Annotated in this window: 20 protein-coding genes, 1 pseudogene and 1 riboswitch; of the genes and pseudogenes, 12 read left to right on the forward strand and 9 right to left on the reverse strand. The window is 72.5% G+C overall.

What is annotated here, in order from left to right; genetic code table 11:
• The first annotated feature begins 130 nt into the window (after window positions 1-130).
• Window positions 131-289: riboswitch (cyclic di-AMP (ydaO/yuaA leader) on the forward strand.
• 5 nt (window positions 290-294) lie between these two features.
• Together AMK21_RS09210 and AMK21_RS09215 are read left to right on the forward strand one after the other, a co-directional pair.
• Window positions 295-1278 (forward strand): LysM peptidoglycan-binding domain-containing M23 family metallopeptidase, encoded by a 984-nt coding sequence (locus AMK21_RS09210; RefSeq protein WP_073876080.1) that lies wholly within the window; start codon window positions 295-297, stop codon window positions 1276-1278.
• Window positions 1279-1439: 161 nt separating this feature from the next.
• Window positions 1440-2267, forward strand: a complete 828-nt coding sequence (locus AMK21_RS09215; protein WP_073876081.1) for an SGNH/GDSL hydrolase family protein — start codon at window positions 1440-1442, stop codon at window positions 2265-2267.
• 8 nt (window positions 2268-2275) lie between these two features.
• Here AMK21_RS09215 and AMK21_RS09220 read toward each other — a convergent pair whose 3' ends face one another.
• Genes AMK21_RS09220 through AMK21_RS09245 form a run of 6 tightly spaced genes read right to left on the reverse strand, consistent with a single transcriptional unit; the run spans window position 2276 to window position 8471 of the window.
• Window positions 2276-3193 carry an STM4011 family radical SAM protein gene (locus AMK21_RS09220; protein WP_073876082.1) on the reverse strand — a complete coding sequence of 306 codons (918 nt, stop codon included), beginning with the start codon at window positions 3191-3193 and terminating at the stop codon, window positions 2276-2278.
• A gap of 7 nt (window positions 3194-3200) precedes the next feature.
• Window positions 3201-4577 carry an STM4012 family radical SAM protein gene (locus AMK21_RS09225; protein ID WP_073876090.1) on the reverse strand — a complete coding sequence of 459 codons (1377 nt, stop codon included), beginning with the start codon at window positions 4575-4577 and terminating at the stop codon, window positions 3201-3203.
• Window positions 4577-5404 (reverse strand): STM4013/SEN3800 family hydrolase, encoded by an 828-nt coding sequence (locus tag AMK21_RS09230; protein WP_073876092.1) that lies wholly within the window; start codon window positions 5402-5404, stop codon window positions 4577-4579. Before AMK21_RS09230 ends, AMK21_RS09225 begins: the two co-directional genes overlap by 1 nt.
• 16 nt (window positions 5405-5420) lie before the next feature.
• A complete protein-coding gene (locus AMK21_RS09235) occupies window positions 5421-6578 on the reverse strand; it encodes an STM4014 family protein (protein ID WP_073876093.1) in 1158 nt (385 codons plus the stop codon).
• Window positions 6559-7509, reverse strand: coding sequence for an STM4015 family protein (locus AMK21_RS09240; RefSeq protein ID WP_073876096.1), 951 nt, complete (start codon window positions 7507-7509; stop codon window positions 6559-6561). Before AMK21_RS09240 ends, AMK21_RS09235 begins: the two co-directional genes overlap by 20 nt.
• 5 nt (window positions 7510-7514) lie before the next feature.
• On the reverse strand, window positions 7515-8471 hold the full coding sequence (locus tag AMK21_RS09245) for an STM4015 family protein (protein WP_073876097.1): 957 nt from the start codon (window positions 8469-8471) through the stop codon (window positions 7515-7517).
• A 242-nt stretch (window positions 8472-8713) separates the two neighbouring features.
• On the opposite strand from AMK21_RS09245, the gene AMK21_RS09250 reads away from it, so the two are divergent.
• Window positions 8714-9040, forward strand: a complete 327-nt coding sequence (locus AMK21_RS09250) for a hypothetical protein (protein ID WP_073876098.1) — start codon at window positions 8714-8716, stop codon at window positions 9038-9040.
• 97 nt (window positions 9041-9137) lie between these two features.
• Window positions 9138-10139 carry a DUF6745 domain-containing protein gene (locus AMK21_RS09255; RefSeq protein WP_073876099.1) on the forward strand — a complete coding sequence of 334 codons (1002 nt, stop codon included), beginning with the start codon at window positions 9138-9140 and terminating at the stop codon, window positions 10137-10139.
• 18 nt (window positions 10140-10157) lie between these two features.
• Here the strand turns inward: AMK21_RS09255 and AMK21_RS09260 are convergent, their stop codons facing one another.
• The gene (locus tag AMK21_RS09260) at window positions 10158-10769 is read right to left on the reverse strand and encodes a TetR/AcrR family transcriptional regulator (protein ID WP_073876100.1); all 612 of its coding nucleotides are present in this window, start codon (window positions 10767-10769) and stop codon (window positions 10158-10160) included.
• Between the two features lie 187 nt (window positions 10770-10956).
• Between AMK21_RS09260 and AMK21_RS09265 the strand changes: the two genes are divergently transcribed.
• Entirely contained in the window at window positions 10957-11397 is a 441-nt protein-coding gene (locus AMK21_RS09265) for a PPOX class F420-dependent oxidoreductase (RefSeq protein WP_073876101.1), read from the forward strand.
• A 96-nt stretch (window positions 11398-11493) separates the two neighbouring features.
• Window positions 11494-12702, forward strand: coding sequence for an MBL fold metallo-hydrolase (locus AMK21_RS09270; protein WP_073876102.1), 1209 nt, complete (start codon window positions 11494-11496; stop codon window positions 12700-12702).
• A gap of 148 nt (window positions 12703-12850) precedes the next feature.
• Here the strand turns inward: AMK21_RS09270 and AMK21_RS09275 are convergent, their stop codons facing one another.
• Entirely contained in the window at window positions 12851-14296 is a 1446-nt protein-coding gene (locus tag AMK21_RS09275; RefSeq protein ID WP_073876104.1) for a glyceraldehyde-3-phosphate dehydrogenase, read from the reverse strand.
• A 362-nt stretch (window positions 14297-14658) separates the two neighbouring features.
• Here AMK21_RS09275 and AMK21_RS09280 point away from each other — a divergent pair, with 362 nt between their 5' ends.
• Genes AMK21_RS09280 through AMK21_RS09300 form a run of 5 tightly spaced genes read left to right on the forward strand, consistent with a single transcriptional unit; the run spans window position 14659 to window position 18655 of the window.
• Window positions 14659-16659 (forward strand): sensor histidine kinase, encoded by a 2001-nt coding sequence (locus tag AMK21_RS09280; protein WP_073876106.1) that lies wholly within the window; start codon window positions 14659-14661, stop codon window positions 16657-16659.
• 5 nt (window positions 16660-16664) lie between these two features.
• On the forward strand, window positions 16665-17099 hold the full coding sequence (locus AMK21_RS09285) for a roadblock/LC7 domain-containing protein (RefSeq protein ID WP_073876109.1): 435 nt from the start codon (window positions 16665-16667) through the stop codon (window positions 17097-17099).
• A gap of 2 nt (window positions 17100-17101) precedes the next feature.
• On the forward strand, window positions 17102-17473 hold the full coding sequence (locus AMK21_RS09290; protein WP_073876111.1) for a DUF742 domain-containing protein: 372 nt from the start codon (window positions 17102-17104) through the stop codon (window positions 17471-17473).
• Window positions 17451-18074 carry a GTP-binding protein gene (locus AMK21_RS09295; protein WP_073876112.1) on the forward strand — a complete coding sequence of 208 codons (624 nt, stop codon included), beginning with the start codon at window positions 17451-17453 and terminating at the stop codon, window positions 18072-18074. Before AMK21_RS09290 ends, AMK21_RS09295 begins: the two co-directional genes overlap by 23 nt.
• Window positions 18071-18655, forward strand: coding sequence for a GAF domain-containing protein (locus AMK21_RS09300; RefSeq protein ID WP_073876114.1), 585 nt, complete (start codon window positions 18071-18073; stop codon window positions 18653-18655). Before AMK21_RS09295 ends, AMK21_RS09300 begins: the two co-directional genes overlap by 4 nt.
• A 121-nt stretch (window positions 18656-18776) precedes the next feature.
• Here the strand turns inward: AMK21_RS09300 and AMK21_RS35870 are convergent, their stop codons facing one another.
• Window positions 18777-18944, reverse strand: a complete 168-nt coding sequence (locus tag AMK21_RS35870; protein WP_234421878.1) for a substrate-binding domain-containing protein — start codon at window positions 18942-18944, stop codon at window positions 18777-18779.
• A 104-nt stretch (window positions 18945-19048) separates the two neighbouring features.
• Between AMK21_RS35870 and AMK21_RS09310 the strand changes: the two are divergent.
• A pseudogene (locus AMK21_RS09310) lies at window positions 19049-19252 on the forward strand (hypothetical protein); the annotation flags it as partial.
• Between the last annotated feature and the right edge of the window lie 47 nt (window positions 19253-19299).

Here is a 19299-nt window from a genome sequence, read left to right on the forward strand (position 1 = left end):
GGTGACGGGAAATCCGGAGTGAAAGTGAATCGATGATTCCGGTGCGCAACCGACGGCTTGTTCCCGTCGTCCTCACTCGTTTACGGTCGCCGTCAATCCGGACGGACCGCCTAATCCTGCCGCCGCCCGGAATTCGCACCCATCCACTCACGTGTGGCAGGAGCGGGGGAACCAGGTAAGCCGCCGGCCCGGAGTGATCCGGACCGGCTCGGGGTGAAGTCGCCGATCGGCGGCCGGGCATCTCCAGCCCGAACCCGACAGCTCACCTCGCAGGCGCCGGAGAGGAACTTCCCCATGCCCGCAAAGGGTAAGCACCGTCGTCCCAAGTCCGGCCCGATCCACCGCGGCGTCGTCGCCGCGGGCACCGGCGGAGCCGTACTCGCCCTCCCGCTGATCGGCGCCACCGGCGCCCACGCCGCGGACAAGGCTGCCCCCGCCGTCAAGCCCGCCGCCGCGCAGAGCGCACCCCAGGCCGCACCGCAGACCGCGCCCGCCGCGGCGAAGCAGGCCGCCCCGAAGACGTACGCCGTCGTCTCCGGCGACTACCTCGCGAAGATCGCGACCGAGCACCAGGTCAAGGGCGGCTGGCAGAAGCTGTACCAGGACAACCGCTCGACCGTCGGCGAGAACCCCAGCCTGATCTTCCCGGGCATGAAGCTCACCATCGGCGCCAAGGCGTCCGGCTCCGCCGCCCCCTCGGAGGCCAGGAAGGCCGCCCCGACGCCGAAGGCCGCCCCGAAGACCGCCGCGCCCAAGGCCGCGCCGAAGAAGGCTGAGCAGGCCCCCAAGGCCGACACCATCTCGGCCGACGAGTCCGACGCCGCGTCGGCCGGCACCTCCGCCCAGACCGGCTCCTCCGAGTCCACCGGCTCCGGCTGGACCGCCCCGCTGGACAACGCGAACGTCACCACCCAGTACCGCGCTTCCGGCTCCAGCTGGTCCAGCGGCTACCACACCGGCGCCGACTTCCAGGCCGCCTCCGGCACCCCCGTCCGCGCCATCGGCCCGGGCACCGTGGTCTCCGCCGGCTGGAGCGGTTCGTACGGCAACGAGGTCGTCATCAAGCACGAGGACGGCATGTACTCCCAGTACGCCCACCAGTCCTCGCTGAACGTCTCCGCCGGCCAGACCGTCACCGGCGGCCAGCAGATCGGCCTCTCCGGCTCCACCGGAAACTCCACCGGCCCGCACCTCCACTTCGAGGTCCGCACCGGCCCGAGCTACGGCTCGGACGTCGACCCGGTCGCCTACCTGCGCCAGCACGGCGTCTCCCTCTGACCCAGGGGGACAAGAAGTGATCGAGGGGCGGTGCGCGGCGGCGCACCGCCCCTCCACTTATTCCGGCTTTACCGAAATCTGACCGGGTGGTCTATCTCACCACCCGTCAACCCCGTATTACGGTCGCGTAGGTCACAATGAACGGTGCAGGATACGTGCTTGTGGCAGACGATTCGAGAACCCAGCAGCAGAACGTCATCGGGTCGTACGCGGCGATCGGGGACAGCTTCACGGAGGGCGTCGGCGACCCCGGCCCCGACGGGGCCTTTGTCGGCTGGGCGGACCGGTTCGCGGTTCTGCTCGCCGACCGGCTCCCCGCCCCCGACGCGGCGACGAACCCGGACGAGACCCGGCACGGCAATTTCCGTTACGCCAACCTCGCCGTACGCGGACGCCTCCTCGACCAGATCGTCGAGGAGCAGATCCCCCGCGCCAGGAAACTGGCCCCCGACCTGGTCAGCTTCTGCGCGGGCGGCAACGACGTCATCCGGCCCGGCACCGACCCCGACGATCTAGCCGAGCGCTTCGAGCGGGCCGTCGCGGACCTGACCGAGGCGGTCGGCACCGTCATGGTCACCACCGGGTTCGACACCCGTGGCGTTCCGGTGCCGCGCCACATGCGCGGCAAGATCGCCACGTACAACGTCCACCTGAGGGCCATCGCCGACCGCTACCACTGCCCCGTGCTCGACCTGTGGTCGCTGCGCTCGGTCCAGGACCGGCGCGCGTGGGACGCCGATCGGCTCCACCTGTCGCCCGAGGGTCACACCCGCGTCGCGCTGCGCGCCGCCCAGGTCCTCGGCCACCACGTGCCGGCCGACCCGGACCAGCCCTGGCCGCCGCAGGCCCAGCGCCGCCCCTTCGACGAGCGGCGCGACGACATCCAGTGGGCGCGGGAGTACCTCGTGCCGTGGATCGGCCGGCGGCTGCGCGGCGAGTCGTCCGGCGACCACGTCGAGGCGAAGCGGCCGGACCTGCTGCCGCTGTAGGACCGTCTTCAGGCCCTCAGCAGGGGGAGCGTACGCCGGGACGGGCCCGGTGCCACGGGTCCGTCCGGCGCCGGGCCCGCGCCGAACCCCGCGGGTATCCGCTCCAGGACGCCGCCCGCGAACACGTCGTACAGCGGCAGCGTCTCCAGGTGTACATAGCCGATGTGGCAGTCGCACACGGCCAGCGGGCAGGCGCGGGGGCCCAGCGCCGCGCGGTAACTGCCGTCGTAGAGGTTGCCCAGCTCCGCCTCGACGAAGTGGCAGCGCCGCACCGTGCCGTCGCCGTCCACGGAGATCACCGACTCGCCGGTCCGGCAGGGCAGCCCCGCGGAGCGGTGCGGATGCCGGCTGTAGGGGAAGAGCGGGTCCAGTTCCGTCCACCGCTCCGCCTCCTCGTCGGTGTACGTGTGCCCCTCGGCGGCGTTCACCCAGAGGTAGACCTCGGCGGGCAGCGCGGCGCGGAGCCGCCGGGCCTCGTCGAGGTGCTCGTCGAACCCCACCACGCCCACGCTGTAGCGGATCCCGCGCGCGGACAGCTCCCGGCAGCGGCCGAGGAACCGCTCGTACGGGGTCTGCCCCGGGTGGTACGTGCACCAGAGCGCGATCCGCTCCGGGTCGGCGTCCGCCAGCCATGTGGTGCGGCCGCCGAGGTTCGTCTGGATGGCGACCCGGCCGATGTGCGGCAGCCGGGACAGCTCGGTCAGCGCGCGCCGGTACCAGGAGCGCACCAGGCCCTCGCCCCACGGCGTGAACAGCACGGAGAGCCGGTCGCCGGTCTGCGCCGCCGCCCACACGGTGAACCGCTCCAGCGCCTCCCGGTCCGCGGTCAACTGGGCTCTGCTGTCACGTCGTTTGGCGAACGGGCAGTACGGACAGTCGTAGTCGCACGAGGCCAGCGGGCCCCGGTAGAGGATCGTCAGGTCCATGGCCCGCTCACTTCCGCTCGTACGCGGCCATCGCGGCTCGCACCCCGGGGGAGAACAGCGCGGGACCCAGCGCGTCCGAGTGCGCCAGCCCCAGCGGGGAGAGCCGCAGGAGGCCCTCGGGCGCCCGCGCGTCCAGCCAGCCCCGGTCAGCGAACCGCTCCAACTCGGTGGGGAAGTCCTCACGGGGGTCCGTGCCGAAGCGGGCGCGGTAGCCACCCAGGGGCAGGCCGGCCGCCTGGAGCAGTGACTGGAGGAGGTGGCGCCGGCGGGCCTCGGCCGCGTCGACGTACCTGCCCACCTCGGCCCGGGAGAAGTCCTCGGTGGTGGTGAAGCCGTCGATGATGCTCCGGATCTCTCCCATGTTCACCGCGTAGTCGAAGGAGTAGTGCAGGGCCGCCGTGTAGGAACGGGCTCCGCAGCCGAGACCGATCATGCCGTCGGTCTGGCAGGCATGGTCCTCCGGGCCCCCCTGGGGTGCGTCGGCGCGCCGGAACATCCGCATCGACACCTGCTCGTAGCCCTGCGCCAGCAGATGGTCCCGGCCCACCGCGTAGAGCCGCAGCCGCTGCTCGTCCCAGGCGGCCTGATCCACGGCCTCCGCGTCGGGGCCGGTCGCGGAGGCCAGGCGGTGCAGGCCGGTCAGCGGGCGGACGTACAGCGGGTAGAGATACAGCTCCTCCGGCCGCCAGGCCAGCGCGGCGTCCAGGGAGGTGAGCCAGCTGCGCTCGGTCTGGCCGTCGATGCCGTAGATCAGGTCGATGTTGAGCACCGGTATCCGGGCGTCCCGGATCCGGCCGAGGGCGGCCTCCACCTCGGCCCGGCGCTGCGGCCGGACGGCGGCCCGGGCCTCCTCGTCCACGAAGCTCTGCACGCCGATACTGACCCGCGTCGTACCCCGGTCGGCCAGCACGGCCATGCGGTCGGCCGTCGCGGTCGACGGGGAGGTCTCCACCGACAGCGGCACCGCGAGCAGGTCGGCACCCATCCGCTTCTCCGCGATGTCGCAGAGCCGCTCCAGCTCACCCGCGGTCAGGAAGGTCGGCGTCCCGCCGCCGAACGCCGCCGCCGCGAATCGCACGGGATCCGCGTCGCCGAGCGCGTCCCGTACGGCCACGGCCTGCCGGTCCAGGGCGTCGAGATAGCGGGTCGTCAGCTCCTCGGGCGCGCCGATGCGGGTGAAGAGGTTGCAGAAGCCGCACCGGACCTCGCAGAACGGTACGTGGAGGTAGAGGGAGAGGGCGTCCTTGGGCTCTGCCGCCCACAGCTTGCGCAGCTCGGGCCGGTGCTCCAGGGGGCGGTAGGCCGTCTTGTGCGGATAGGCGTACACGTAACTCTCGTACGGCCTCACGGCGGGCGGTGCGGAAACGTCGACGGTGGTGGTCATCAGGAGGCCCCTGGTTCGAACGGTGCGGGCGGTTCGAGGAAGAAGTGGGCGTACGGCACGGTCCAGACGGCCTCGTGGCCGAGCCGGTGGCCGGTGTAGCCGTCGTCGCCGTAGGTGGTGCCGTGGTCGGAGCAGACGATGGCGAAACACCGGCGGCGGCTGCTCGCGGCGGCGAAGAGCCGGCCGATGTGCCGGTCGACGTACTCCAGGGCGGCCGCGTGCGTGGCCCGGGAGTCGCCCGCCTCGCGGGTCGCGCCCGGCGTGTGGAACCAGTTCGGCTGGTGCAGCGCGGACACGTTGACGAAGAGGAAGAGCCGCTGCTCCTCGGGGAGTTCGGCCACCACCTTCTCGGCCCGGGTCACCTGCTCCTCGAACGAGGTCGGCGACGCGACACCGAACTCCGGCTCCCAGTGGCTTTCCTGGAACATGCCGGGCAGCACCGACCCCAGCGCGCCCTGCCGGTTGAAGAAGCCGACCCCGCCGACGCACACCGTGCGGTAGCCCTCGGCGGCCAGACCCGACACCAGGTCCGGGGTGTCGAAGACGAAGGTGCCGTCCGCTGTCGTCTCGCTGCCCGCGAAGCGCGCCGCGAACAGCCGCGGGTGCGGCCCGGGGGCGGCGGGTGTCGGCAGGAACCCGGCGAACATCGCCTGGTGCGAGGCGTAGGTGAAGCTGCCCGGCGCGTGCCGCTTCTCCCACGCACCGCCGGGCAGATGCCGGGCCAGGTTCGGGATGCGCCCGGCGGCGACCAGCTCGGCGGCGACATCGTGGCGCAGGGTGTCAAGGGTGACCAGCAGCATGTCGTGGCTGCCCACGACCTCGGCCATATCGGGTCGTGGGTGGTCAGGGAGACGTGCGGGCATGGTCGTTCCTCGTTCGGTCCAGTTCGGCGGCGACCTGCGCCGCGTAGGTGTCCAGTCCCTCGGCACCGCTGCCCGGCAGACCGGTCAGTCCGGGCAGCAGATCACCGAAGGCGTTGACCTCACCGACGGCGAAGCGCCGCCAGCCGGCCGCGGGCAGCAGGTCGACGCCCACGCACAGCGTCTCGGGGAAGCAGGCGGCGGCCCGCTCGCAGATCGCCAGCGCCTCACGCCAGCAGCCGCCCACCGCCGACACGGCGGCCCGGACCTCGTCGAGATCGCCGCGGGCGCCCCCGAGGTGGAGGTTGGTCATGGGGGAGAGGCTCGTGCGGACGACGGCGTGGGTGGCCCGGCCGGCGACCACCACGATCCGCAGATCGGCGGCCCGCCCCCGCTGCGACGCCTTCGGCAGCCACCGCTCGATGTGGAGCCCGTCCGGGGCCAGTGCGTCCACGAGTGCGCCCACCTCCGCCTCCGTCGTGTACCGGCGGACCCGGAGCGAGTTGAACAGCCGCCCCCGGGCGTCCCGTTCCACCGAGGTGCTCGCCCTGACCCGGCCGGGTCCCGAGGTCTCCACCGCCAGCACCCCCGAGGCGGAGGAGCCGTGGGCGAGCTTCACGAACGCCCGGGGCATCCGGTGCTCCCGCAGCAGCGCCCGTACGTCGGACCAGCCCCGCACCTCGGCCGCCTGCGGCCCGGACGTGGGCGAGGCGGGCACCGGCACCTCCGCGCCCTCCAGCAGGGCGTGGCAGAGCCGCTTGTCGAAGAGCGCGGCGATGTCGCCCGGGGAGGTGAGCAGCTCGGCACCGGCCGCCGAGGCGGCCCGCGTCGCCTCGCCGACCGCCGAGAGGAACCCGGCGTACCACCGCGCGGACCCCTCCACCCGGGTCGGATCGTCGACCCCGCGCAGCAGCCGCTCCACCTCCGCGTCCTCGCCGGGCGAGTCGATCCGGACGGTCTCGCCCGGCTCGAACTCCGCCTCGCCGCGCAGCACCTGGAGCCAGGACACCCCCCGGGCCGGTTCCAGCCCGGCGGCCCGCACGGCCTCCCGGAAGAAGGCGACCCGGCGGTTGTCCGGATTGCCCACGACCGCGAAGCGCGGGGCCGCCTTGCTCCCGGGGCTACTCGCTGACGGCGACATAGCGCTCCGGTTCCTCGTCCGGGTCCGCGTAGTCCTCCTCGGCCTCGCCGCCCTCAACCACGGCCGGGGCGCACGCGGCCCTGATCCGGTCCAGCACCGGGCCGGTGAGGTAGTGGTGGCGCAGGTCGAGCGTGGAGAGGTGGTTCAGGGGCTGCCCGTTCAGCAAAGCTTCGCCGCCCGTGTCGCTGAGGGTGCCCATGGAGAGCGCGAGGGTCTCCAGCTGGGCGACGACCGGCGCGGACGCCACGGCCGCCGCGATCTCGTCCTGGATCTCGCTGTTCTGAAGGCCCAGGTGGCGCAGCCGGGGGAACGTACCGCCCGACAGGACCGGCCCGAGGTCGGCGAGCGTGGCATCGCCCCCGTACCACGAGCTGCCGAACCACAGGTCGAGCCGCTCCAGCGCGGGCAGTTCGCTCGCGGCGACCGCCCGCACCAGATCGCCGGGCAGCCCGCCGGACTCGAAGCGCAGCGTCTTCAGCGCCGAATGACGGATGGGCCGCAGGGCCAGGCCCTCCTGGCCGCAGCCCCGCACCGTGAACTCCTCCAGCAGCGGCAGCGCTTCGAGCACCGGCGTGATGTCGCACATACGCAGCCACGACACCTCGCACTCCTCGCCCACCACATCGGCGAGGAAGAGTGCCCGCAGGGCCGGGAAGCGGTCCGCGTCGGCGACCATCAGATCCCGCACAGGGGCGAACGGCGCGTACTCCTCACGCCACCAGGGGCCGATGACGAGCGCCCTCACCCGCGCTGTGTCCACGGTGTCCAGGAACTGCTCCCACAGGACGGCGAAGTCCCTCTGCCCGTCGTAGTCGCACTCCAGCCGCCAGGCCACCGCGTCGGCGGCGGGCAGGGCCGCGGACGACGGGGCTGGAGTATGGACGGGGAGCCCGTGGAATGCGTCGAAGTGCTGGATGCGGATACGGGTCACGGCACTCACTCCGACACGGCGGTGTAGCGGCCCTCGATGCCGCGACCGCCCCACGGCTCGTTCCGCTCGGACAGGTCGACGCGCACCCCGTGCGGCTCGAGGGCCGAGCGGACCCGCTCCTCCATCGGCCCGGTGAGGAAGTGGTGGTGGAGGTCGAGCACGTCGAGGTGGGTGAGGGGCTGCCCTTCGAGGAGCGCGGCCGCTCCCTCGTCCCCCAGCGTCCCGTTCGACAGGTCGAGCGTCCTGAGCCGGGCGACGACCGGCGCCGACGCCAGGGCCGCCGCGATCTCGTTCTGCACCTCGCTGTTGCGCAGGCCCAGGTGGAGCAGGCGGGGGAACCGGGCGCCCGAGAGCAGCGGCGCGAGGTCCGCCACCTCGGTGTCGCCCTCGTAGGCCGACACGCCGAGCCAGAGGTCCAGCCGCTCCAGCGCGGGCAGTTCGCTGTCCAGCACCCCGCGGACCACCTGCACGGGCAGGCCGCCCGCCTGGACGGTCAGCGACCGCAGCCGGTCGTGCTCGGTCGGCGGGAACACCAGGCCGGTGCCGCCCCGCACCCCGAACTCGGTCAGTGCGGGGAAGGCGGCCAACAGCGCCGTGACATCGGACTGTTCGATCCAGGTGATCTCGGCCTGTTCCGCCTCCAGGTCCCCGACGAACACCGCCTCCAGCGAGGTCAGCCGGTCGGTGGCGGCGATCACCAGATCGATCGGGACCGAGGAGTTCTCCTCGTACGCCTCACCCCACTGGCCGATGATCAGGGCCTTGACCCCGGCCGGGTCGACCGAGCCCAGGAAGTCGGCGAACTCCTCCGCCCAGGGCCGGTCCCGGTCGTCGTCGTACGGATCGACGGAGACGCGCCAGGCCACGGCGTCCGCGGCGGGCCGGGAGCCCCCGCCGGTCGCGTGCTGGAAGTCGACGGCCGGAAGGCCGCCGAACTCGTGCAGATGCTGCGCACCGTACATGGCCCTGAGCTCCTGATCCTGGTGACGGCTGATGTCCGCAAGGTTTATCAAGCCGCACTGACAACGCCGCGACCGGGACCGCCCGGAGCTTGAGGGAAGTCCTGTTGGACAGCCCAGCAGGGCGTCAGTCAGACCCTGAGCCACGACCACCGGAACCCGCTACGAGTATCAATGTCAGACCCTGCCCGTAGCGTTTTTCCCGTGGCCGGCACAGCGGGTGCCGCGACCGAGGGGAGACGTCTGTGTACCGGCAGGGCGATGTACTGATCGTGGCACTGGAGGAGTCGGCGGTGCCCGCCCCCTTCCTGAAGGCTCCGGGCGAACTGCGCGACGGGCGGGGGCGGCTGGTGCTCGCGCTGGGAGAGGTGACCGGGCACGCGCACGCCGTGCAGGGGCCCGGCCGGCTGATCCGGGAGGCGGGACCGTTCGGACCGATGCTGCTCCATCTCCCGGAGGGCGGGCGGGTCGTGCACGAGGAGCACGCCACGATCGCGCTGCCGCAGGGCTGGTTCCGGGTGGTGCGCCAGCGGGAGTACGCGCCCGGCGCGATCCGCATCGTCGCGGACTGACCGCGCCCGGCCCCGCGGACCGGCGGGGCACGGACACCGGCATCCGACCGGCACACAGACCGACATGAACCGAGCACAACAGGGGACGGGACAACCGATGCAGCACGTGAATTCCTGGCGGGACGTGGCGGCGGCGACCGGCGCGGCGGACCGGGCGGCCGCCGAGCAGGGCGTGCGGCGCGCCTACCGCACCGCAGGACTGGCCGAGCCCGAGCGGATCGTCTGGGCCGAATCGCCCCGGGCGGCCGTCGAGGCGGTCGAGAAGCTGGCCGACGCCGGAAGGTCGGTGCGCGAAGAGGTCCGCACCCGGCCGTGGGCCGAGGAGCGCCGCCGGATGTACGACGAGCTGGGCCCGGCCGGCTGGTCCGCCCTCTGGTCCGCCACCGGGGCCCAGCTCTGGGAGACCACGGCCGCGCTCGCCGAGCGCATACGGGCCGGTGTCGCCGCCGATCTGGCGCCGAAGCCGGAGGACGAGGGCGCGGTGCGGCTGGTGCTGCTAGACGCGGTGCTCGGGCAGCACGACGCCGCCTGGCTCGCCGCCTTCGAGGGGCGCGGCGACCGGCTCGCCGGCCTGGCCGAGGTCGCCCGGAACGCCGGCTGGTGGTGGCCGTACGAGAGGGCCGTGGTGATCAGCGAGCGGCCCGAGGTCCTGCACCGCGACGAGGCGGGCCGGCTCGACCACGGGGAAGGACCGGCGCTCGCCTACCGGGACGGGTTCGCGCTGTACGCGTGGCGCGGCATGCCGGTGCCCGCCGCCTTCCTGGCGGAGCTGGCGACCCTGACCCCGCAGCGCATACGGGAGGAGGAGAACGCGGAGCTGCGCCGCGTGATGCTGGAGCACTACGGCTACGACCGCTATCTCACGGAGTCGGGGGCCGAGCCCGTCCACCGCGACGAGACGGGCATCCTCTGGCGCATCGCACTCGAGGGCGACGAGGACGTGGTGATGGTCGAGGTGGTCAACTCCACCCCCGAGCCGGACGGCACGCACCGCACCTACTGGCTCCGGGTACCGCCCGCGACGCGGACCGCCAAGGACGGGGTCGCCTGGACGTTCGGGCTGGACGGCGCCGCCTACGCCCCGGTGCGTCAGACCTGATGCGTCGGACCTGACGTGTCAGCCGGTCAGCGCCGCGTGGTCGAGGCCCAGCTCGCGGGCGAGCGCGTCGTCGGTCCAGCGCAGCATCGTGGACCGGGAGAGCGGACCCGCGTACGACGTCATCTGCACGGCCAGCCCGTCCAGCAGGGCGGTCAGCCGCCAGGCCGCCGACTCCGGGTCCTCGCAGCGGAACTCACCGGCGGCGGCGCCCTCCGCGATGACCTCGGCCAGCTCCGCCTTCCACCGCCGGTCGAGGTCTCCCGCGACCTCGCGCAGGGCGGGCTCCCGCAAGGAGGCCGCCCAGCCCCCGATCCACAGCCGCCACCCCTTGGCCTGCCCGGTCGGCGCGTACCACCGCACGGCTGCCCGCAGACGCCGTACGGCGCAGGTGCGCTGGGCCAGCAGCTTGCGCAGATGGGCGAGGTCGGCCTCGGCCGCGTACCCGAAGGCGGCGGCGACCGGCTTCTCCTTGGTCGAGAAGTGGTAGAGCACCAGCGCGTTGCTCACCCCCAGCGCGGACGCCACATCGGCGATCCGCACGGAGGAGGCCCCGCGGATCTCGATCTGTTCGACCGTCGCCCGCAGCATCTCCTCGCGCCGCTCCGCCACGTTCAACCGGACTCTTGCCACGCGACCACCCTAGACGAGTCATTCCGGTGCAATCGGTTGTGGTCAGGGGCGGGACGCGTGGTGCGGGGCGCTCCGGGTCAGGAGTGGTACGCCGATGCCGTGGTCCGGCGACGCGTGATCGCGGTCCGCCCGCACGGACAGCGCGGCGAGCCGGAATCCTCGGGGAGAGAAGCACGTTGGTCCGTTCATGACGTCATTCGAACCGGCACAGGAAGCGCTGCTCCGCCTCGTCGGCGAGCACGACGGGGGAGTGCTGGTCACTCTCAGACGGGACGGACGGCCCCAGCTGTCCAACGTCAACCACGCCTATTACCCCGACGAGCAGGTGATCCGGGTGTCGATCACCGAGGGCCGGGCGAAGACGCGCAACCTGCGGCGTGACCCCCGCGCGAGCTACCACGTCACCAGCGACGACCGCTGGGCCTGGACCGTCGCGGACGGCACCGCCGAGCTGACCCCGCCCGCCGCCGAACGGGACGACGCCACGGTGGAGGCCCTGGTCACGCTCTACCGCGACGTCCGCGGTGAGCACCCGGACTGGGAGGACTACCGGCGGGCCATGGTCGAGGACCGCAGGGTGGTGCTCACGCTGCATATCGAACACGCGTACGGACAGTCACGTGGTTGAGCGGCCACCGGACCGCTGCTCCGTTCACCGCGCTCTTCTCGCCCTGTCGGGCAGTCCGACGATAATGGGACGACACCGACTCCCCCAGGAGATGTTGTGACCGGCGCCGACTACTTTGTCCCCTTCCGTACGAAACTTCGCTCGATGCGCACCGAGCCCTTCGGAGCCGATCCGGCGGGAGCGCGCATGCAGCGCATTCTGAGCTCGCCGAACTTCGCCGACGGGGTGTTCCAGAACCCGCTGGGAGCCCGGACCAGGCCGTCCGGGTCCGGGCTGGAATTCGCCAAGGTCTACTTCCAGAAGGAGCAGCGGATCCGCAGGGCGCCGGCGGGCACCGTTCCGGTTCATGCCACCACCCTCGCCGATCTGGCCGCACCGCCCGCCACGGGGCTGCGGCTGACCTGGATGGGTCACTCCAGCGTCCTCGCCGAGATCGACGGCGGCCGCGTCCTGTTCGACCCGGTCTGGGGTGACCGGTGCTCCCCGTTCCCCTTCGCCGGACCCAAGCGGCTGCATCCGGTGCCGGTGCCGCTGGCCACGCTCGGCCCCGTGGACGTGGTGGTGATCTCCCACGACCACTACGACCACCTCGACCTGCCGACGATTCGCGCGCTGGCGGGCACGGACACCGCCTTCGCCGTGCCGCTCGGGGTAGGCGCCCATCTGGAGCGCTGGGGGGTGGCTCCCGACCGGCTGCGCGAGCTCGACTGGAACGAGACCGCGAAGGTCGACGGGATCAGCCTCACCGCCACTCCCGCGCGCCACTTCTGCGGCCGGGGCCTGCGGAACAACCAGCACACCCTGTGGGCCTCCTGGGCCGTCTCCGGACCGCAACACCGCATCTACCACAGCGGGGACACCGGCTACTTCCCCGGATTCCGGGACATCGGCGCGGAGCACGGCCCCTTCGACGCCACGATGATCCAGATCGGTGCCTATTCGGAGTACTGGCCGGACATCCACATGACCCCGGCCGAGGGGATGCGCGCCCACCTGGACCTCCAGGGCGGACGCCCGCACGGGGTGATGCTGCCGATCCACTGGGGCACCTTCAACCTCGCCCCGCACGCCTGGGCCGAGCCCGCCGAGTGGACCAAGGACGCCGCCGAGGAGGCCGAGCAGGCGGCGGCGTTCCCCCGGCCGGGCGAACCCTTCGAACCCGGCGGAACGCTCCCGGCGGACCCCTGGTGGCGAGCCGTCTCCGCCTCGATGGCGGCCCCGCAGTGGCGTACGGCGACACCGGACGCGGTCCAGGGCGGCGCGCCTGTCGCGCGGCGGGACCTCGATGTGGCCGGGGAGCGGTGACGGCGGGGTCGCCTGGCATTCGGTGATCGCCTTTTCCTGAAGGCCCGGTCGAACACGAGCGGGCCGGCACCCCTGGGCAGGGGTGCCGGCCCGTGAGACCGTGCCGCGGTGCCGTTCCGTTCCTTCCGGAGGGGGCGGCCCCCGGAGGTCAGGCCGCCGGGGCCGGGTACGTCGGGTACTCCACGCCGGAGACGTGCTGGACGACCCGGATGACCTGGCACGAGTAGCCGAACTCGTTGTCGTACCAGAGGTAGAGGATCGCGTTGTCGCCGTCGACCTTGGTGGCGCCCGCGTCGACGATGGAGGCGTGGCGCGAGCCGATGAAGTCGCTGGAGACCGCGTCGGGGGCGCTGATGAAGTCGATCTGGCGTTTGAGCGGCGAGGCCAGCGACACGTTGCGGAGGTAGTCGAGGACCTCCTCGCGGTTGGTCTCCCGGCCCAGGCGCAGGCTCAGGATCGCGATCGAGACGTCCGGCACCGGGACGCGGATGGAACTGCCGGTGATCGGCGCGTCCAGGTCCGGCAGGGCCTTGGCCACGGCGGAGGCGGCGCCGGTCTCCGTGATGACCATGTTGAGCGCCGCGGAGCGGCCGCGCCGGTCGGAGCTGTGGTAATTGTCCAGCAGGTTCTGGTCGTTGGTGTACGAGTGGACGGTCTCCACGTGGCCGCGCAGGACGCCGTACTCGTCCGCCATCGCCTTGAGCGGCGGGACGATCGCGTTGGTGGTGCAGGACGCGCAGGACAGGATCTGCTCGTCGTCCTTGATCGTGTCGTGGTTGACCCCGTGGACGATGTTGGGGACGTCGCCCTTGCCCGGCGCGGTCAGGACGACCTTGGCGATGCCGGGGCGCAGGTGGTTCGAGAGCCCCTCGCGGTCGCGCCACCTGCCGGTGTTGTCGATCAGGATGGCGTCCTTGATCCCGTACTCGGTGTAGTCCACCGCCGTCGGGTCGTCCGAGTAGATCACCTTGATCTCGTTGCCGTTGGCGATGATCTTGCTGTTCGCCTCGTCGACGGTGATGGTGCCGGAGAACTGGCCGTGGATCGAGTCGCGCCGCAGCAGTGAGGCGCGCTTGACGATGTCCTGGCCGGAGCCCTTGCGTACGACGATGGCGCGCAGCCGCAGTCCGTTGCCGGAACCGGCCTTCTCGATGAGGAGACGGGCGATGAGGCGGCCGATGCGGCCGAAGCCGTAGAGGACGACATCGCGCGAATCGCGGCGCTCGATCTTGTTGGCGCCGGTCGCGCCGGCGACGGCCTCGGCGGTGAACTCCTCCACCGTCAGGCCGCGGTCGTCGGCGCGGAACGTCGCGGCCAGCATGCCTATGTCGATCTGGGAGGGGCCGAGGTCGAGTGTCGTCAGCGCCCGCAGGAACGGCATCGTCTCGGTGACCGAGAGTTCCTCACCGGCGATCTGCCGGGCGAAGCGGTGGGTCTTGAGGATGCTGACCACCGACTTGTTCACCAGGGAGCGGCTGTGCAGCAGGACGTTCACGTCCTGCTCACGGTGCAGCTTCCCGATGATCGGGATCATCGACTCCGCGATCTCCTCGCGGTGCATCCAGTTGGTGAACGAGTCGTCATTGACAGTCACGTGTTTATCTTTCGAGCTAGGCGGCGCTCATATGGTAGCCGCATCGATGTGTTCATCGTCCAGGTGGTCCCGTCCGGGATCCGGGGGTGGGTGCCTGGTGTCAATGCGGCGTAATCGGGCGTCCGTGCGAGAGGTCATACCAGAGCGGGACGGATGGCGGGCAAGTTCGACAACTGCCCGTCGCGCACAGGTGGGTCGCGACTACCGTGTGTGCTCGGTGATCAACGGGAGGAGCCCGGCTCTCGGGTCCGCCCGACCGATGCCCCAGCCCGACCGACCGACCGCCGTAGGTGCCACCGCATGAACGCCGACAGGGGCGACAGGAACGCCTGTTCCTGGTGCCCCCTGTACCGAGGACGCTGATGTCTCAACTTCGCGCACCCGCCGCGCGACCGGACCGCCGCGAGGGCGGGCGGCACGGCCGCCCCGGCGCACGCGCCCACTCGGCCCCCAACAGGCCGCGCGCCGCCCAGCCGACCCCCGAGGGCCGCATACGCCCCCAGTTGCTGCGCACCGCGCTGCTCCCCACCATCGCCGCCCTGCTCAGCGGCGCGGCAGCCGTCATCTTCACCGTCCGGGACGGTGCCGTCGACCCGTCCCCGGGCCTCTGGGCCGCACTCGGCGGATCGGCCGCCCTGGCCGTCGCCGCCGTCGCGGCCGCCTACCTCGGTGCCCACCGGGTGGCCGGTGCCGTGCTCGACCGGGCGTTGACGCTCCGCCGCGCCAGCGCCCAGGGCCAGGCCGAACTCCAGCGGGTGATGGAGCAGCTCCGGGCCGGGGAACCTGTCGGCCCCCGGCGCCCCCCTCCGCCGCCCACCCCCGACGGCGACGCCTTCGACCTGCTCGCCCAGGAGATGGGGCGGGCCCAGGACGCCGCGGTCACCGCCGTCGTCCAGGCCTCGCAGCTCTTCAGCTCCACCGGCAACGAACAGAAGGTCGAGGTCTTCGTCAACCTCGCCCGGCGGCTCCAGTCCCTGGTCCACCGAGAGATCCAGATCCTCGACGAGCTGGAACACGAGGTCGAGGACCCCGACCTGCTCAAGGGCCTCTTCCACGTCGACCACCTCGCCACCCGCATCCGCCGCCACGCGGAGAACCTCGCCGTCCTCGGCGGGGCCGTCTCCCGGCGTCAGTGGAGCAACCCGGTCACCATGACCGAGGTGCTGCGCTCGGCCATCGCGGAGGTCGAGCAGTACCCCCGGGTCAAGCTCGTCCCGCCGATGGACGGCACCCTGCGCGGCCACGCCGTCGCCGACGTGATCCACCTGCTGGCCGAACTGGTCGAGAACGCCACGGTGTTCTCCGCCCCGCACACCCAGGTGCTGCTGCGCGTCCAGCGCGTCACCGCCGGTCTCGCGCTGGAGGTGGAGGACCGCGGCCTCGGGATGCCGGACCACGAGCGGAACCGGATGAACGCCCTGCTCTCCGACCCCGACCAGGTCAACGTCGCCCATCTGCTCCAGGACGGCCGGATCGGCCTGTTCGTCGTCTCGGCCCTGGCCCGCCGCCACGGCATCGCGGTCCGCCTCCACAGCAACATCTACGGCGGCACGCAGGCGGTCCTCGTCCTGCCGCAGACCCTCCTCGGGGCCGATCCGGACACCGCGGCCCCGCCCGGCGCCGCCCCCGTACCACCGCCCGGAGCCGTGCACCGGCCGCCCGCCGACGACGGCCGGACGGCCCCGCCCGCACCTCCGCGGGTACCGGCCGCCCAGCCGCAGGCCGTCCCCGCACCCCCCGGCCAGGCGCCCGCCGGCCACCCGCGCGACGCCCAGGCGCCGGGCTCGCACGCCCACGCCGCACCGGAGAGCCGCACGCCGGGGCCCCGCGGCGAGGCGCCGCCCCTCCCGCTGCGCGCCGAGCGGGTCGATCGGCCCGCGCCGGCCGCGTCCGCCCCCGACCGGCCGGCACCGGCAGCCTTCACGCCGGAGCACGCCGGCCACCCCGCACCGGCGGCCTTCGTCCCCGAGCGGGTCGACCGGCCCGCGCCGCCCGCCGCCCGCCCCGAACTCCCCAAGCGGGCCAACCAGGAACACCTCGTCCCGCAACTGCGGAAGGCACCCGTTCCCCGCGTCGAGGACGAGCACGCCCTGCACGACCCGGGCCTCATGGCCGCCTTCCGGCGCGGTGTCGACCTCGCCGAGGCCCAGGCGGCGCACGAGGAAGGGACCACAACCGGGAACGGCGAGGCCACCCCCGCGCGGACCGCGCTCGACGCCCCCCTGGAGACCCTCGCCCCCCTCCCCGTACGCGGAGCCGCCGAAGCGCCCACGCCGCTCGGCCGCCCGCAGACCGGGCACGACCCCTTCCTGCCGGGCCACGCAGTGCCGGAACCCCGTAGAAACACGACTTTCAAGGAGTAGACACGATGCCGAGCGACATGCAGGCCGGTCAGGTCTCGGACCTGGACTGGCTGCTGAGCGGACTGGTCCAACGCGTGCCCTATACGCGCAGCGCGGTGCTCCTCTCCGCCGACGGGCTGGTGAAATCCGTCCACGGTATGGACCCCGACAGCGCCGACCACATGGCCGCCCTGGCCGCCGGGCTGTACTCCCTGGGCCGCAGCGCCGGTGCCCGCTTCGGGGACAACGGCGACGTCCGGCAGGTGGTCGTGGAACTCGACTCCACGCTCCTGTTCGTCTCCACCGCCGGGTCCGGCACCTGTCTGGCCGTCCTCGCCGGACGCGAGGCGGACGCCGCGGTGCTCGGGTACGAGATGGCGATGCTGGTCAAGAGCGTCCGTCCCTATCTGATGACCCCGCTGCGGCAGCCGGCCGGGGCGCCGTTCTCCCCGGGGCTGTGAGGATGCCGGCCCCGCAGGACGGGCCCCTGCTCGACGACGCGGCCGGCCGGCTGATCCGCCCGTACACCGTCAGCAACGGCCGCACCCGGCCGTCCACCGGATTCGATCTGCTCTCCCTGGTCATGGCCACGGGCATCGAACCCGACATCCCCCTCGGCCCCGAACACACCGTGGCCCTCGGGCTGTGCGAGGGGCCCATGTCCGTCGCCGAGATCGCCGCACACCTCCGGCTGCCCGCGGTCGTCACCAAGGTCCTCCTCTCCGACCTGGTCGACTGCGGCGCGGTCACCGCGCACGCCCCCGCATTCCATGACACACCCACCGACCGATCCCTGCTGGAGGCAGTGCTCGATGGTTTACGACGACAGCTCTGACCGCACCGGAACCGCCGAGTTCTTCCCCGTGGCCCTCAAGGTCCTGGTCGCGGGCGGATTCGGCGTCGGCAAGACGACCTTCGTCGGCGCGGTCAGCGAAATCGCCCCGCTGAGCACCGAGGAACTGCTGACCCAGGTCAGCGTGGGGACCGACAACCTGGACGGCGTCGAGTCCAAGACAGCCACCACCGTCGCCATGGACTTCGGCCGTATCACCCTCTCCGAGCAGCACGTCCTGTACCTGTTCGGGACGCCGGGCCAGGAGCGGTTCTGGTTCATGTGGGACGAGCTCTCCCAAGGAGCGCTCGGCGCCGTGGTGCTCGCCGACACCCGGCGGCTGACGGAGTGCTTCGCCGCCGTGGACTTCTTCGAGCGGCGCGGCATCGGATTCATCGTGGCGGTCAACGAGTTCGACGGCGCCTACCGCTACGAGCCCGACGAGGTGCGTTCCGCCCTGGACCTCGGACCGGAGGTGCCCGTCGTCCTGTGCGACGCCCGGATCGCCAGCTCCGGTACGGGGGCGCTGGTCACCCTCGTGCAACATCTGATCAACGCCACGTCCGCGCCCGCCCCGCTCCAGGCCTTCGGAGCCCACCAGTGACGTCCTTCGCCACCGGCCGGATGCTGCTGACCCCCGCCGACCGGGACGGCCCGGCCCGCGCGGAGCGGCTGCGGAGGCTGGATCTCGGTGAACGCTCCGACGCCTCGTTCGACAGCTTCGACGCCTTCGCCGACAAGGTGGCCGAAGTGACCGCGTCGCCCTTCTCGATGGTCAACTTCATCGACGAGAACCGGCAGTTCTTCGCGGGGCTGCACACCCCGACAGGTCATCGCGGCGGCCAGCACATCGGGGCCGTCGCGGCGGGCGGCCACCGCGGCGCCCGCTATATGGCCCGCGACCACGGCTACTGCCCGCATGTCGTCGTCCGGCGCAAAGCGCTCGTCCTGGACGACGTCTGCGACTACCCGCGGTTCGCCGGCAATCCCGTGGTCGACGACATAGGCGTCCGCTCCTACCTCGGCGCCCCGCTCATCGACCGCACGGGCATCGCGCTGGGCACCGTCTGCGCCGTCGACACCGTGCCGCGCCCCTGGGGCCGCGCGGGCCTGGACACCATCAAGTCCCTCGCTCAGGAGCTCGTCCGCCAGATCGACCACCGGGAGGGCTACCGCCACCCCTGACGCACGGCGGGGCCTCAACTCCCGGGCGGAGCAGTCGTGCTGGCCCGCAGCGCCACCTCCCCGTCGATCCGGACCACCCGCGAGCGCCCCGCCCCCCACGGTGTGCGCAGGGCCAGGGCGATCACGCGCTCGCCATCTCGGTGAGCAACAGCGCCACAGTGGTCAGTGGCGGCGACAGCTCCCGTACGACGGGGATGTCGTCGAACCCCGCCGGCGACATGTCCTCTGGCATCCGCACCCCCGCCTCGCGCGGCGCGGCCAGCGCACCGACCGCCATCACGTCGGTCACCGCGAAGACACACGCCGGCCGGGGCCGCCGGACGCCAGTAACCGCCGCGCCGCCAGATGCCCGCCATCCCGGGTGAACGCCCCCGCGCCACCCGGGCGAGACCGATGCCCGCCCCGGCCAGCCCCATCCTGAAGGGGCACACGAGGACCACCGAACCCGCTCTCCACACCGTCCTCGGCTCCGGACCCGCCGGCAGGGCCCTGGCCGCGGAGCTGGTCCGCCGGGGTCATCCGGTCCGGCTCGTCGACCGGTCGGGCGGCGGCATGGCGATCGAGGGAGTCGAGCGGTACGCCGCCGATGTCGCCACGCCGTCTTCCCCGCCGCCCTCACCGGGCATGGCGGAGTACGCGGAGAT

Origin of the sequence: Streptomyces sp. CB00316 (genome assembly GCF_001905595.1) — a bacterium.
Classification (GTDB): domain Bacteria; phylum Actinomycetota; class Actinomycetes; order Streptomycetales; family Streptomycetaceae; genus Streptomyces.